The 13866-nt window shown below is 60.2% G+C and carries 12 protein-coding genes; 10 read left to right on the forward strand and 2 right to left on the reverse strand.

What is annotated here, in order from left to right:
* The first annotated feature begins 7 nt into the window (after positions 1–7).
* The 5 genes from murA (at position 8) to A0251_RS09965 (ending at position 6501) form a co-directional block, all read left to right on the forward strand.
* Entirely contained in the window at positions 8–1270 is a 1263-nt protein-coding gene (murA, locus tag A0251_RS09945; protein ID WP_062816690.1) for a UDP-N-acetylglucosamine 1-carboxyvinyltransferase, read from the forward strand.
* Positions 1271–1281: 11 nt separating this feature from the next.
* Complete coding sequence (gene hisG / locus A0251_RS09950) at positions 1282–1926, forward strand: ATP phosphoribosyltransferase (RefSeq protein WP_062816691.1); 645 nt, start codon at positions 1282–1284, stop codon at positions 1924–1926.
* 172 nt (positions 1927–2098) lie between these two features.
* Positions 2099–3409, forward strand: a complete 1311-nt coding sequence (hisD, locus tag A0251_RS09955) for a histidinol dehydrogenase (protein WP_062816692.1) — start codon at positions 2099–2101, stop codon at positions 3407–3409.
* Between the two features lie 17 nt (positions 3410–3426).
* Positions 3427–4500 carry a histidinol-phosphate transaminase gene (gene hisC / locus A0251_RS09960; protein WP_062816693.1) on the forward strand — a complete coding sequence of 358 codons (1074 nt, stop codon included), beginning with the start codon at positions 3427–3429 and terminating at the stop codon, positions 4498–4500.
* Positions 4501–4902: 402 nt separating this feature from the next.
* Positions 4903–6501: a DUF4139 domain-containing protein gene (locus A0251_RS09965; protein ID WP_062816694.1), complete on the forward strand. Its 1599-nt coding sequence runs from the start codon at positions 4903–4905 to the stop codon at positions 6499–6501.
* Between the two features lie 147 nt (positions 6502–6648).
* On the opposite strand, the gene A0251_RS09970 is transcribed toward A0251_RS09965, so the two are convergent.
* Positions 6649–7761: a trypsin-like peptidase domain-containing protein gene (locus A0251_RS09970; protein WP_062816695.1), complete on the reverse strand. Its 1113-nt coding sequence runs from the start codon at positions 7759–7761 to the stop codon at positions 6649–6651.
* 123 nt (positions 7762–7884) lie between these two features.
* On the opposite strand from A0251_RS09970, the gene A0251_RS09975 reads away from it, so the two are divergent.
* Together A0251_RS09975 and A0251_RS09980 are read left to right on the forward strand one after the other, a co-directional pair.
* Positions 7885–8640, forward strand: coding sequence for a Nif3-like dinuclear metal center hexameric protein (locus tag A0251_RS09975; RefSeq protein WP_062816696.1), 756 nt, complete (start codon positions 7885–7887; stop codon positions 8638–8640).
* 25 nt (positions 8641–8665) lie between these two features.
* On the forward strand, positions 8666–9538 hold the full coding sequence (locus A0251_RS09980) for a diacylglycerol kinase family protein (protein WP_062816697.1): 873 nt from the start codon (positions 8666–8668) through the stop codon (positions 9536–9538).
* 228 nt (positions 9539–9766) lie between these two features.
* Here A0251_RS09980 and A0251_RS09985 read toward each other — a convergent pair whose 3' ends face one another.
* Positions 9767–10297 carry a YhcB family protein gene (locus A0251_RS09985; protein WP_062816698.1) on the reverse strand — a complete coding sequence of 177 codons (531 nt, stop codon included), beginning with the start codon at positions 10295–10297 and terminating at the stop codon, positions 9767–9769.
* 484 nt (positions 10298–10781) lie between these two features.
* Between A0251_RS09985 and A0251_RS09990 the strand changes: the two genes are divergently transcribed.
* From A0251_RS09990 to A0251_RS10000, 3 genes are all read left to right on the forward strand, one after another.
* Complete coding sequence (locus A0251_RS09990) at positions 10782–11417, forward strand: alpha/beta hydrolase (protein ID WP_062816699.1); 636 nt, start codon at positions 10782–10784, stop codon at positions 11415–11417.
* 61 nt (positions 11418–11478) lie between these two features.
* The gene (gene zapE / locus A0251_RS09995) at positions 11479–12561 is read left to right on the forward strand and encodes a cell division protein ZapE (protein ID WP_062816700.1); all 1083 of its coding nucleotides are present in this window, start codon (positions 11479–11481) and stop codon (positions 12559–12561) included.
* 157 nt (positions 12562–12718) lie between these two features.
* Positions 12719–13864, forward strand: coding sequence for an acyl-CoA dehydrogenase family protein (locus A0251_RS10000; RefSeq protein WP_062816701.1), 1146 nt, complete (start codon positions 12719–12721; stop codon positions 13862–13864).
* The last annotated feature ends 2 nt before the right edge of the window (positions 13865–13866 follow it).

Here is a 13866-nt window from a genome sequence, read left to right on the forward strand (position 1 = left end):
ACAGTTCATGGATAAATTGATCATCACCGGTGGCCGGCGCCTTGACGGCGAAATCCGTATTTCCGGCGCCAAGAACGCGGCCCTGCCGATCCTGGCCGCCACCCTGCTGGCCGACGAGCCGGTCACCGTGGGTAATCTGCCGCACCTGCAGGATGTCACCACCCTGATCGAGCTGCTGGGCCGCATGGGCGTCCACGTGGTGATCGACGACCGCATGAACGTGGAAGTGAACGCCACTACCATCAAGGAACTCACCGCGCCCTACGAGCTGGTGAAGACCATGCGGGCCTCCATCCTGGTACTGGGGCCCATGGTGGCTCATTTTGGCAAGGCGTCCGTATCGCTGCCGGGTGGTTGTGCCATTGGTTCACGGCCAGTGGACATTCACCTGCGTGGCCTGGAAGCCATGGGCGCTGACATCGAAGTGGCGAACGGCTATGTCCATGCCTCCGTGGAGGGTCGCCTCAAGGGTGCCCGCATCGTTATGGATACGGTTACCGTCACCGGCACCGAAAACCTGATGATGGCCGCTGCGCTGGCGGAAGGGACTACCTACCTGGAAAATGCCGCCAGGGAACCGGAAGTGGTGGATCTGGCCGACTTCATCAACACCATGGGTGGCAAGGTGCGCGGTGCCGGCACCGACACCATCACCATTGAAGGGGTGGAGCGTCTCCACGGCGGTCATCATGAAGTCATCGCCGACCGTATCGAAACCGGGACTTACCTGATTGCCGCTGCCATTACCGGTGGCCGTATCAAGACCAAGGACACGGTGCCGGGTATCCTCGATGCAGTGCTACAGAAACTGGAAGAAGCCGGTGCCAAAATCACCACCGGTGACGACTGGATCGAGCTGGACATGGAAGGCCGTCGGCCCAAGGCGATCTCGCTGCGAACCGCCCCGTATCCGGCCATGCCCACGGACATGCAGGCCCAGTTCATGGCCCTGAACCTGATTGCCGAAGGGACAGGCACCATTGTGGAAACCGTCTTTGAAAACCGCTTTATGCACGTGCAGGAAATGAACCGCATGGGCGCGGATATCGAAGTGCAGGGCAATACCGCTATTTGTCGCGGTGTGGATCAGCTCACCGGCGCGCCGGTGATGGCCACCGACCTGCGAGCGTCTGCCTCCCTGGTGATCGCGGCCCTGGCGGCGGAAGGGGAAACCACGGTAGACCGCATCTATCATATTGATCGCGGTTACGAGTGCATCGAAGAGAAACTGCAATCGCTGGGTGCGGTGATTCGCCGCGTTCCGCGCTGATCGGGAAAGTAATGACCAAGCCGTTGACCATCGCCCTGTCGAAGGGGCGCATCCTCAAGGAAACCCTGCCGTTGCTGAAAGCGGCGGGCATTGAACTGCTGGAAGATCCGGAGGCCTCGCGCAAGCTGATCTTCGATACCACCCGCGATGATGTGAAGATCATTATTATTCGCGCCACGGATGTTCCGCCCTATGTGCAGCACGGCGCGGCGGATATCGGTGTGGCCGGCAAGGATGTGCTCATGGAGCACGGCGCTGATGGCGTGTTCGAGCCTCTCGATCTGGATATCGCCCGCTGCAAGTTGATGGTGGCGGCGGTGAAGGATGCCCCGGAAGTAGGCAGCCGCCTGCGTGTGGCCACCAAGTTCGTCAACGTGGCCAAGGCCTACTATGCCCAGCAGGGCAAGCAGGCGGAAGTGATCAAGCTCTACGGTGCCATGGAACTGGCTCCTCTGGTGGGCCTGGCCGACCGCATTGTGGATATCGTGGACACCGGCAACACCCTGCGCGCCAATGGCCTGGAGCCCACCGAGCTGATTGCCCATATCTCCACCCGGGTGATCGTCAACCGCGCCAGCATGAAAACCCGTCACGGGGATATTCAGGGAATCCTGGATCAGCTGGCCGAGGCGGTGGCGGCTCGCAAGGCGGGCTAACACCTTTCACCACAGTGGTCACAATGCGCGCGAAGATAACAGCCCATTGGTTGATGGGGCGTTGCGACAGGCGTTGTTGATCTTGGTGATAGAAAAAGACCCGCCTTCTCCTCACTGAATCCTGTGCCCTTTGTGGTAAAAACAGATTGTGACTTTGACTACGGTGCCAACCATGGAAACCACCTGGCTTAACGCCCAAGACGCGGATTTCGATGCCAAGCTGGCTGCGCTCACCGCCTGGTCCGAAGAGCGGGACGAGGAAGTAGCGGATCGGGTGCGCGGTATTCTTCGTGATGTGGGCAAACGCGGCGATGCGGCGCTGGTGGAATACACCAACCGTTTTGACCGTCGCGACGTGGCCGCCATGGATGCGCTGGTGGTGGGGCATGACCAATTGCAGGCAGCCCTGGAGCGTATTCCTGCCGAACAGCGCCAGGCGCTGGAAGCGGCCGCCGAACGGGTGCGTCGCTACCACGAAAAGCAGAAGCAGGATTCCTGGCAGTACCGGGAAGCGGATGGCACATTACTGGGCCAACAGGTGACACCGCTGGATCGGGCCGGTATCTACGTGCCCGGCGGCAAGGCCGCCTATCCCAGCTCGGTGCTGATGAACGCCTTGCCGGCCAAGGTGGCAGGTGTGGGTGAAATCATCATGGTGTCGCCGGCCCCGGATGGCGAAATCAACGACATGGTGCTGGCGGCGGCGGCCATTGCCGGGGTGGACAAGCTATTCACCCTGGGGGGCGCCCAGGCGGTAGCGGCACTGGCCTACGGCACCGAGACGGTGCCTGCGGTGGACAAGATCGTCGGCCCCGGCAACATCTATGTGGCGGAAGCCAAGCGCCAGGTATTCGGCAAGGTCGGCATCGACATGATCGCCGGGCCGTCGGAAATTCTGGTGGTCTGTGATGGCAAGACCGATCCGGACTGGATCGCCATGGACCTGTTTTCCCAGGCAGAACATGACGAGGAAGCCCAGGCCATCCTGGTCAGCCCGGACGGCGACTTCCTGCAACAGGTGGCCGAGTCCATGGAGAAACTGGCGGTGACTCTGGAGCGAGAAACCATTATCCGTACGTCCATGAAACATCGCGGCGCCATGATTCAGGTGCAGGATCTGGAGCAGGCTATTGCCCTGGCCAATACCATTGCCTCCGAGCATCTGGAGCTTTCCATTGATGACGCCGAGCAATGGGCAAAACAGATTCGTCATGCCGGTGCAATCTTCCTGGGCCGTCACACGCCGGAAGCCCTGGGTGATTACTGCGCGGGCCCCAATCACGTGTTGCCCACCAGTGCCACGGCACGGTTTTCTTCCCCTCTGGGTGTGTATGATTTCCAGAAGCGTAGCTCACTGATCGGTTGCTCCCCGGAGGGCGCCAGTGAGCTGGCGAAAATCGCCTCACCCCTGGCCCGCGGCGAAAGCCTCACCGCCCACGCGCGCAGCGCCGAATACCGAATCAAGAAAGCGTCAGACGTCTGACCTCGGACGACAAAACTATGAGCAAATACTGGAGCGACTTCGTTCACCAACTGGAACCCTATGTTCCCGGCGAGCAGCCGAAGATGGACAGGTTGGTGAAGTTGAATACCAATGAGCACCCCCTGGGTCCGTCGCCAAAGGTGATTGAGGCGATTCGTGGGCAAGCGGACGAGCGCCTGCGTCTGTACCCGGATCCGGACAGTGGTGAGCTCAAGCAGGCCATTGCCGATTACTATTCTGCTCAGGGCCATGCTATCCAGCGTTCCCAGGTGTTCGTCGGCAACGGTTCCGACGAGGTGCTGGCGCATCTGTTCATGGGTTTTTTCCGCCAGAACCAACCCTTGCTGTTTCCGGACATCACCTACAGCTTCTACAAGGTCTATTGCGGCCTCTACCAGATCGACCATGAGCCGGTAGCGCTGGACGAGACGCTGTCCATCAATGTGGAAGACTACCTGAAACCCAATGGCGGCATTATTTTCCCCAACCCCAATGCCCCCACCGGCAAGTTAATGCCGCTAAGCGATATCGAGCGTCTGCTGCAGGCCAATACAGAAACCCTGGTGGTGATTGACGAAGCCTACATCGACTTCGGTGGCGACACGGCCATCAGCCTGGTCAACCGCTACCCGAATCTGTTGGTCACCCAGACCCTGTCCAAGTCCCGCTCCCTGGCCGGTTTGCGTATCGGTCTGGCCGTGGGCGATGAGGCGCTGATTGATGGTCTGAACCGCATCAAGGACAGCTTCAATTCCTATCCGCTGGATCGCCTGGCTATCGCCGCCGGTGTGGCCGCATTCCAGGATCAGGCATGGTTCGAGCAGGGCTGTGAACAGGTAATCCACCAGCGTGACTGGCTCAACGAACAGCTCTCCCGGCGCGGCTTCGACAGTCTGCCGTCGGCGGCCAACTTTCTCTTCACGCGCCACCCGCAACACAGTGGCGCCTCCCTGGCTCAGGGCCTGCGCGAGCAGGGCATCATCGTGCGCCACTTCGGCAAGCCTGAACGCATCGCCGACTACCTGCGCATTACCGTGGGCACTGCAGAGCAGAACCAGGCGTTGATCGACGCGCTGGACACCCTGCTCTGATCTCCGCCGCAGCAAATCTGATTTTTACCGCAGAGGGCACAGAGCACACCGAGAAAAGCAAGGGCTTCTGTGTTTTCTGTGGTGAAACGGGTTTTGCTCAGACTCTGGAATCGCGCCGCCAGCGACGCTCCTACGGACAGTGATCGTAACGTAGGGTGCACTGAGCCTAAGGCGAACTGCACCATTGCCCAACCCATCCGGTGCAGTTCGCCTTAGGCTCAGTGCACCCTACGCGGGCCACCGGAGATTTGGCTTTTTCTCAGTGATCTCTGTGTTCTCTGTAGTAAATAGTCTTTTTCTGCACAGGAAGATCGCGCAACCAGCGCCGCCAGGCTCGCCGCTTGAACCTTTCCCAATACCTGCGGTACTAACAGGTATCGTCCAACGGAAAGGACCCGAATAATGAAACGATCGTTGCTGCTTGCCTGTGCGCTGTTGCCCACGTCCCTTTTGGCCGCTGATTTCAACCTCACCGCGCCGGTGAGCGAGGCGGTGTTATTCCCCTCCCAGGCCCATCTCACTCGCACTCTCAGTCAGTCCCTCTCCGCTGGTGAGCACCAACTGGTAGTCAGTGGTCTGCCGGAGCTGGATCTGGACAGCTTGCAGGTGACGGTGAAGGGCGCTCGCTTGCAGGGTGTCCGCCAGGGATTTGCCATCAACAAAGCCGATGTATCAGCCCGGCGGGCCGAGTTGGATGCGGCCATCCTCGAACTGGAGCAGATCATGGCCGCCGCCAAGGCAGCGGATGCATTGGATCAGCAACAGATTCACCATCTGCAGTCGCTAATGGGGCAGGCTCCCCAGGGGCAAGCGGTGTTTGCGCAGGTGCCGGTAGAAAAGTGGTCCAGCGCCTGGGCGTCCATCGGCAAGGCGGTTGAACAGCGGCAGGCGGCCATCAACCAGCGGGCAGTGGTACGTCACGACCAGCAACAGAAACTGGACGCCCTGCGCCAGGAACGCCAGCAGTTGGGGCAAGGACAAACCCGCAGCCGCGAACTGGTTCTCACCGTCAGCGCTGACAAACCGTCAACGGCGAAGGTTGAGCTAAAGTACTTTACCGGGCAGGCGGGCTGGCAGAACCAGCTGCGGGTGGATCTGAACAGCCGCAATGAAAACGTGGCGGTGACCGGCATTGCTCTGATCCATAACCGGACCGGCGAGGACTGGCAGAATGTCCGCGCTACCCTGGGTCTGGTGCCGGCCGGTTACCGCCACCTGCCTGATCCGACGCCCTGGATTGTACGGTTGGCAGCCCCTCAGCCGGAGATGCGAAAGCAATCATTGCGGGCGGTGATGGCGGAGCCGGCGGTGTATCAAGCTGATATGGCAGAGAGCGTCAGCGGCATGCCGGTGGCGGCTCCTGTGGCACATGGCTTTGATATGCGGGTACCGCTTTCCGCGCCGTTGTCCCTGGCCAGTGGTGATGCCAGTGCCCGGGTTTCCTACCAACAGGCAGAATTACCGGTAACCCTGAGCCGGGAAAGTTACCTGTGGCAGCAGCCCGCAGTGCTGCTGGTGGGGGAGTGGGACAATACCAGCCCGCTTCCCTGGCTGGCGGGCAGTGTCACCCTGCTGCGTGATGGTCAGCGTCTGACCCGCTACCATCGCCAGCAAAGTATCAAGCAGGGTGAAAAGGTGAAAATGAGCTTTGGCGACGATCCGCGCCTTCAGATTACCGTGACCCGGGAGCCTTCCCGGGAAGGGGAAACCGGTCTGATCAGCAAGGAAAGTACCCTGTCAGCGATCAAGAACATCACCCTCCTTTCCCATTACGACAAGCCGATCACGGTAAACCTGCTGGATCGCCTCCCCGTGGCCGGCAACGACGATATTACCGTTACCGCCAAGGGCAAGGCCGCGGATGCACAGGATGTGGATGATGTGAAAGGCCTGCAACGCTGGCAATTCACTCTTCCCGCGGGGGGCGAAGAACGCTTCAAGCAGGGCTTTGAGATTCGTTATCCGGCAGGGGAAAGTTTGAGTGGGGTGGAAGGGCTTTGAATGCAGTTAACAGTGAATAGTTAACAGCGGCGGGACAGCCCGCTGGGTTGACTTGAAACGCAAGAGGCCGCGTCCATCGCTTGGGCGCGGCCTCTTGCGTTTCAGAGACAGATAAGCGCTCACGCGCACTCTTCACTGTTAACTGCTTTATTCCGTTTCTGCCGGCGGCCGTGTACCAATCACCACATCTACGGTCAGCGGTTGGCGGTTACGGACGATGTTCAGACTGACTTTCTGCTCTGGCTTCATGCCGGCAATGCGGTTCATGGCTTCGTAGCCGTCGGCCATGGCGGTGCCGTCGATGCCCACCAGTACGTCGCCGGGCTGCAGGCCACCCTTGTGGGCGGGGCTGTCGATGACCACTTCCGTGATCACACCACCGCGCACTTCGTCCATGCCGAAGGTCTCGGCCAGGGATGGGGTAATATCCTGCACGGTAACCCCCAGATAACCACGAATCACCCGGCCATGGTCGATCAGGTCACGCATCACTTCCCGGGCGATGGAGGCCGGGGTGGCAAAACCGATGCCCTGCCAGCTGCCGTCAGCGGAGAGGATGGCGGTGTTGATGCCGATCAGGTGGCCACGGGTATCGATCAGGGCGCCGCCGGAGTTGCCGCGGTTGATGGCCGCGTCGGTCTGGATGAAATTCTCGAAGGTGGCAATGCCCAGATGGCTGCGCCCGGTGGCACTGACAATCCCCATGGAAACGGTCTGGCCTACGCCAAGGGGGTTGCCGATGGCCAGTACCACATCGCCCACCTGCACCGGTCCGTTACCGTTGAGTTCCACTTCCGGCAGGTTTTCCAGTGCCACATGAAGCAGGGCCAGGTCGGTCTCCGGGTCTGTGCCCACCACCCGGGCCGGGGCATCGCGGCCGTCACGCAGGGCCACCAGGATTTCGTCTGCGTCGCGGATCACGTGATAACTGGTAAGGATGTAGCCTTCGTCGTCCACGATAACCCCGGAACCCAGGCTGTTCAGGGCCCGTTCCCGGCGGGGTTCTTCCATAAAGCGGTTAAACAGCGGGTCTTCCGGCACGTCATCGCTGGTGAGGATTTGTGTGGTGTAAATATTGACCACTGCCGGAGCCGCATGGTTGACGGCACCGGCATAACTGGCGGTGCCGCTGTCGTAGCGCCCGGGGCGAGCGTTCGGACCCCACTCATACCACCACAGCACGGCCAGGCCCACGGCCAGGCCCGCCAGAATCGGTCCGGCAAAAAAACGAAAGGCTCTGATCACCGACAATGCCCCCATGCGCTTGCTTTGGCCCGTGCCATTGCCTTTCGCCCGCCACCGGGACGGGGACGAACGAGACAAGCCCGGGTCTGGATAGGTAAACTGCGCGCAATATTATCAGATCATTGCCCGGTAGGTGTCATGCTCAAGCGCGATTACATGCTGACCTTGCTCGACCAGGAGCTGGCTGCGGATCACTTTCAGGACTACTGTCCCAATGGATTGCAGGTGGAAGGCCGCGAACAGATCCGCCGTGTGGTCAGCGGGGTCACCGCCTGCCAGGCCCTGATCGATGCGGCGATCGTGGAAGAAGCGGATGCCATTCTGGTTCACCATGGTTATTTCTGGAAAGGTGAGGATCAGCGGGTTCGCGGCATGAAAAAGCAGCGCCTGCAGACCTTGCTGCGCCACGATATCAATCTGTTTGCCTATCACCTTCCCCTGGATGCCCACCCGACCCTGGGCAATAACGCCCAGCTTGCCCGGCGTCTGGGGTTCACTGTGGAGGGTGGACTGGATGATGCGCCGCGGCCGATCGGTAATGTGGGGCGGCTCGACAGTCCCATGTCGGCGGCGGAGTTCGCTGCCCACGCGGAAGCCGTGCTGGGACGCACCCCGTTGCATGTGGGCGACCCGGGCGATGAGATTGAAACCATCGGCTGGTGTACCGGTGGCGCCCAGGGCTTTATCGACAAGGCCCAGACCCGGGGGATGGATGCCTACCTGAGCGGCGAGATTTCCGAGCCCACCACCCACTTTGCCCGGGAAACCGGCATGCACTATTTTGCCTGTGGTCACCATGCCACCGAACGCTATGGGGTACAGGCCCTGGGGCAGTGGCTCAATGAGCAGTTCGGTGTGGAACATATCTTTATCGACATCGATAACCCGGCCTGAGCAGTACGAGGAACACCCTGATCCCATGAAGATTACTGTTGTATACAACCCGACCGCCGGGGGTGGCCGGGAGACCCTGCTGTGCCGTTTTGTGGCGGAGCTGGAGAAACTGGACGCGCGAGTGCGTCTCTACCACACGCGAGGGCCGGGTGATGCCACCGCGTATCTGCAGGCCCTGGAAAATCAGGGCGATTGCGTGGTGGCGGTGGGCGGTGATGGCACCACCAACGAAGTCCTCAATGGTCTGGCTCCCGGAGTGTCCCTGGGGGTGTTTGCCACCGGAACCGCCAATGTATTGGCAAAGGAGCTGCAGCTGCCCAAACAGCCGGAGCAGGCGGCCAGGATCGTGGTCAATGGCAAAAATGTGCCGGTCACCCCGGCCCGGCTCAACGGGCGCCGTTTTATCATGATGTGCGGCATCGGCTACGACGCCTGGGTGGTGGATGGGGTGAACCTGTCGGTGAAGGAACGGTTCGGCAAGCTGGCCTATGTCCAGTCCATGCTTGCCCAGATTCGCCGTTACGGTCAGCGCCATTACCGGGTCATGGTCGATGGCCGGCCGCTGGATTGTTTTTCTGCCATCGTCACTAACGGCCGCCACTATGGCGGCAGCTTTGTGCTCAGCCGTGAGGCCAATATTCTCCGGCCCCAGGTGCAGGTATTGCTGTTCCAGAAGCCGGGCGTCAGCTTCCTGTTGCGCTGTCTCGCCGCGCTGTTGCTGGGGTGCATGGAGCGGGTGGATGGTGTGGCCAGCCTGCGTGCCCAGCGGGTGGAGATTCGCTGCGAAAATGCCGATGAGCCGATCCAGGCCGATGGTGACCCGGCCGGGAAACTGCCGGCGGAGATTGTGGTGGAAGAGGAGCCTGTGCCCATGCGGGTGGCGCAGACCTTTCAATAAGCCCCCTTCACCCGCCCGGGTTGCAGGGCGTGAATACAAGGTTGATGCCCCCCTGCCGTTGGAGCTTTGCTCGCAAAGCGAAGGTTACCCGCAGGCACGTCGCGGGATTTCGGACTTTCGCCTTGCGAGCAAGGCTCCAACGGGGAAAGGGGCGCCTGAGCCGGGGGTGCCAAGGCAGCGCCAGGAATTCGCTGGCGCTGGTTTGGGGGCGGTGTCGTCAGCGGTGTTTCATTTCTTTTCTTGCGGTGGGCAGCCCTGCTCGTCGCAGCCTTCCGCGTAGTCGCGGGGAGGCTCCACGATATTGTCTGTGACCGGGTTGTCCGCCACGTCCACGGGTTTGAACGGCCCGGTGGTTTTCTGGCGCAGACCGAAATCTTCGGCCAGGGTGCCGCCCTTGGCGCTGGGGGCATAATCCAGCGGCGGAGCCACCGGCTCGTCACTGCCTTTCTGCGGGGCAGAGTCCAGGGATTTTGCCACTGCCCGTTTGCGACCCACTTCGGAACACAAGGCCTGGGCACCTTTGGAAAGGTGCTCGTGGACGGAGCGATAGGCCTGGGTCATGTCGTTGACCAGTTCTGCGGTATGCAGAAAATGGTCATCCACCTGATCACGATAGTGATTGAGGGCCTGACGGGCTTCGTCACGGTCACGAATCAGCTGGCCGGCCTGACGCCGTGCCGGTAACAACCAGAACAGTAATCCTGCGCCCACTACCACGCCGGCGGCGAAGCACAGCACCCCAGTTGTCAGCATATCCATGGCATACTCCTTCTGAATTCCTGCTATTGCAGCACAGTGCCGGGCGGTCGCCAAGGGTTAGAGCCTATCCAGGGTCTCTTCACAACCGCGTTGCCGCTAAAAATGGCTCCAGGCAATACTCGCAGAGCACAGAGGGCACGATACCGCAGTGCCTGACGGGTCAAGTTCAAGGTTCATAACACAGCATGGGGCCATTTTTAGCGGCAACCCGAAGGGCCGGGCCCATTCTTTTCAGGTGGAGAGTGCCGCCAGCCCGCGACGGCGCTCGTTCATGTAGAATGACTACGCTACACAATCGCCATCACGAGCTGGCGACCCGCTTTACAGGTTAAGGAAGGACTCCGGCGCGGTTGTGAAGAGACCCTGGATAGGCTCCAAGGTGTAAGAGACTGTTGATACTCTTGATGTCCTTGATGCGGCGTAGGGTTTTGCGTCCGGGTGCAGCAGCGGGTCGGCAGGGCAAGAAATGCGACAGGGGTGGAATATGGCAGCACAACAGCGACAAAGTCTCTCCGGTCCGGCGGGCAACCTGGAGGCCGTGGTGGAGCAGGGCAGTGAAACGCCGTCGTTCGTCGCCATTATCTGCCACCCGCATCCCCTCTTTGGTGGCACCATGGACAACAAGGTGGTGACCAGCCTGAGCCGTCTGGCCCGAGACCAGGGGGCTGTGGTGGTGCGGTTCAACTTCCGCGGCGTTGGTGAAAGCCAGGGAGCCTATAGCGACGGCATCGGGGAAACCGAAGACCTGCTGGCCATACACAGCTGGCTGACCCATGCCTGGCCCGATCTGCCCCTGTGGTTGGCCGGGTTCTCCTTTGGCAGTTTTGTGGCCGCCCGCGGAGCAGAAATTTTCAAGGCCAATGGCATGCCGGCCCGGGAGTTGCTGCTGGTGGCGCCCCCCGTCCACCATTACCCCTTTGATGAGATCGAACAGACCGGCTGCCCGGTGACCGTGGTCCAGGGTGAGGATGATGAAGTGGTGCCGGCGGAGCAGGTGTTTCGTTGGGTTGACGCCACGCCGCTGGCGCCGGATCTGATCCGTTTCCCGGATTGCGGGCATTTCTTCCATGGCAAACTGGTGGAGCTGAAACAGGCTGCCGCCAGCCATTTGCCTGCCTGATGTTGTCAGCCAGTCCTTGCGACGCTACATTGCCCCGTCCGAGCAGCAGGCCCCGAGTCCCATGACGCCTCTTGAACAGTACCAAGCCGATCTCCAGCGTGACGACTTTTTCCAGGACCCGGCCCAGCAAAGGGCGGTGGAAGAACTGGATGCGCTGTATCACCGCTTGCTGGCAGAGCCGGCCGGCGGTGGCTTGTTGTCACGTTTTCGCAAGCCCCGCGCGCTTACCGGCCTGTACATGTGGGGAGGCGTCGGTCGCGGCAAGACCTACCTGATGGATGTGTTTTTTCAGGCGCTGCCGTTCAAGGAAAAGCGCCGCATGCACTTTCATCGCTTCATGCAGAAGGTGCACCGGGAAATGCGAGAGCGCCAGGGGGAGAAGAACCCGCTGGTGAGCATTGCCCGCAAGTTCGCCAGCCAGTCCCGGGTGCTGTGCTTTGATGAGTTCTTCGTCACTGATATCACCGATGCCATGATTCTGGCCGGGCTGATGGGGGAGTTGTTCGCCAATGGCGTGACCCTGGTCGCCACCTCCAACATCGAGCCTGATGGTCTTTATAAAGACGGCCTGCAACGGGCGCGTTTCCTGCCGGCCATCGATCTGCTCAAGCAGTACACCAAGGTGCTCAACGTGGATGGCGGCAATGACTACCGTCTGCGGCTACTGGAACAGGCCGAGCTGTACCATTGTCCGTTGGGCAAGGCGGCGGATGAATTTCTCCGCGAACGTTTCCGTACCCTGGAACCGGATCATTCCCGACATCGTGATCACGGCAACGTGCTGATCGAGGGGCGCAAGATTCCCTCGGTCATGTGCGCGGATGATGTGGTGTGGTTTGAATTCAAGGCCCTCTGTGATGGTCCGCGTAGCCAGACCGATTACATCGAAGTGGCGCGGGAGTTTCATACCGTACTGGTCTCCAATGTGGAGCAGATGGGGGCCGGCAAGGATGACATGGCCCGGCGTTTCATCAACCTGGTGGACGAGTTCTACGACCGGGCGGTGAAGCTGGTGGTTACCGCAGAAGTGCCCATCGAAGATCTCTATGCCGGTGGGCGCCTGGACTTCGAATTCGAGCGCACCCGTTCCCGTCTTCAGGAAATGCAGTCCTCCGAGTATCTGGGGCGTGAGCACCGGGCCTGAGGGCAAGTCGTCATTGGCCGGAATTGTCATCACGGTCCGGTGGTGAACATTTCGGTCATTGCCCGCTGGCAGCACCAGTGCACAGAATGCGTCATTCTGTGCCCCGGCCGAGCCCGGTATCGGGGCTACCCCTGATAACCTGACTCCGGAGAGCATCATGATTCCCCGTACGCTGTTCAGTTCCGACCATGAAACCTTCCGCGCAACCGTGCGCAAATTCCTCGAAAATGAGGCAGTACCTCATCACGAAGAGTGGGAGCAAACCGGTGTTGTTCCCAAAGAGGTATGGCTCAAAGCGGGTGAGCAGGGTTTTCTGTGCCCCATGGTGAGTGAGGAGTACGGCGGTATCGGGGCCGATTTTCTCTATAGTGTGGTGATTGGCGAGGAAGTGTCCCGGCTGGGTCTGACCGGCATTGGCTGGGGGCTGCACACGGAAATCGTGGCGCCTTACATCGAGCACAATGGCTCTGAAGTCCTCAAGCAGAAATACCTGCCGAAAATGGTCACCGGTGAAATGATCGGTGCCATCGCCATGACCGAGCCGGGTGCCGGTTCGGATCTGCAGGGCGTGAAGACCTCTGCGGTCAAAGAGGGCGACCACTACATCCTGAACGGCTCCAAAACCTTTATCACCAATGGCCAGAACGCGGATATCGTGATCGTCGTGGCAAAGACGGATCCGACCAAGGGCGCCAAGGGTATCAGCCTGTTTGTGGTGGAAACCGATTCCGAAGGTTTCGAGAAGGGCACCAACCTGAAGAAAGTGGGCATGAAAGCCCAGGATACCTCCGAATTGTTCTTCCAGGACGTGAAGGTGCCAGCCGAAAACCTGCTGGGTGAAGAGGGCATGGGCTTTATCTACCTGATGCAGGAATTGCCGCAGGAGCGCTTGGGCATCGCCATTGGTGGTCTGGCAATGGCGGAAGCGGCCCTGGAACATACCATCAACTATGTAAAAGAACGTAAAGCTTTTGGTAAGCCGGTGGCTGCTTTTCAGAACACCCAGTTCAAAATTGCCGAGATGCACACCAAACTGGAAGTGGCCCGCGCCTATGTGGACCGCTGCCTGGAACTGCATCTGAAAAAGGAACTGGACATCCCCACCGCTGCGGCCGCCAAGTATTACATTACCGATCTGCAGTGCGAGGTAATTGACGAATGCGTGCAATTGCACGGTGGATACGGCTATATGTGGGAGTATCCGGTAGCGCGCATGTTTGCCGATTCACGGGTGCAGCGGATCTATGGCGGCACCAATGAAATCATGAAAACGATCATTGCCAAGGCCGTTCTGGCGGACTGAAA

The organism is Alcanivorax sp. NBRC 102024 (genome assembly GCF_001602235.1).
Classification (GTDB): Bacteria; Pseudomonadota; Gammaproteobacteria; order Pseudomonadales; family Alcanivoracaceae; genus Alcanivorax.

Bases quoted from the DNA above. Each gene is read 5' to 3' on its own strand.
- murA (WP_062816690.1), top strand. From the start codon at position 8: ATGGATAAATTGATCATCACCGGTGGCCGGCGCCTTGACGGCGAAATC.
- hisG (WP_062816691.1), top strand. From the start codon at position 1,282: ATGACCAAGCCGTTGACCATCGCCCTGTCGAAGGGGCGCATCCTCAAG.
- hisD (WP_062816692.1), top strand. From the start codon at position 2,099: ATGGAAACCACCTGGCTTAACGCCCAAGACGCGGATTTCGATGCCAAG.
- hisC (WP_062816693.1), top strand. From the start codon at position 3,427: ATGAGCAAATACTGGAGCGACTTCGTTCACCAACTGGAACCCTATGTT.
- A0251_RS09965 (WP_062816694.1), top strand. From the start codon at position 4,903: ATGAAACGATCGTTGCTGCTTGCCTGTGCGCTGTTGCCCACGTCCCTT.
- A0251_RS09970 (WP_062816695.1), bottom strand. From the start codon at position 7,761: ATGGGGGCATTGTCGGTGATCAGAGCCTTTCGTTTTTTTGCCGGACCG.
- A0251_RS09975 (WP_062816696.1), top strand. From the start codon at position 7,885: ATGCTCAAGCGCGATTACATGCTGACCTTGCTCGACCAGGAGCTGGCT.
- A0251_RS09980 (WP_062816697.1), top strand. From the start codon at position 8,666: ATGAAGATTACTGTTGTATACAACCCGACCGCCGGGGGTGGCCGGGAG.
- A0251_RS09985 (WP_062816698.1), bottom strand. From the start codon at position 10,297: ATGGATATGCTGACAACTGGGGTGCTGTGCTTCGCCGCCGGCGTGGTA.
- A0251_RS09990 (WP_062816699.1), top strand. From the start codon at position 10,782: ATGGCAGCACAACAGCGACAAAGTCTCTCCGGTCCGGCGGGCAACCTG.
- zapE (WP_062816700.1), top strand. From the start codon at position 11,479: ATGACGCCTCTTGAACAGTACCAAGCCGATCTCCAGCGTGACGACTTT.
- A0251_RS10000 (WP_062816701.1), top strand. From the start codon at position 12,719: ATGATTCCCCGTACGCTGTTCAGTTCCGACCATGAAACCTTCCGCGCA.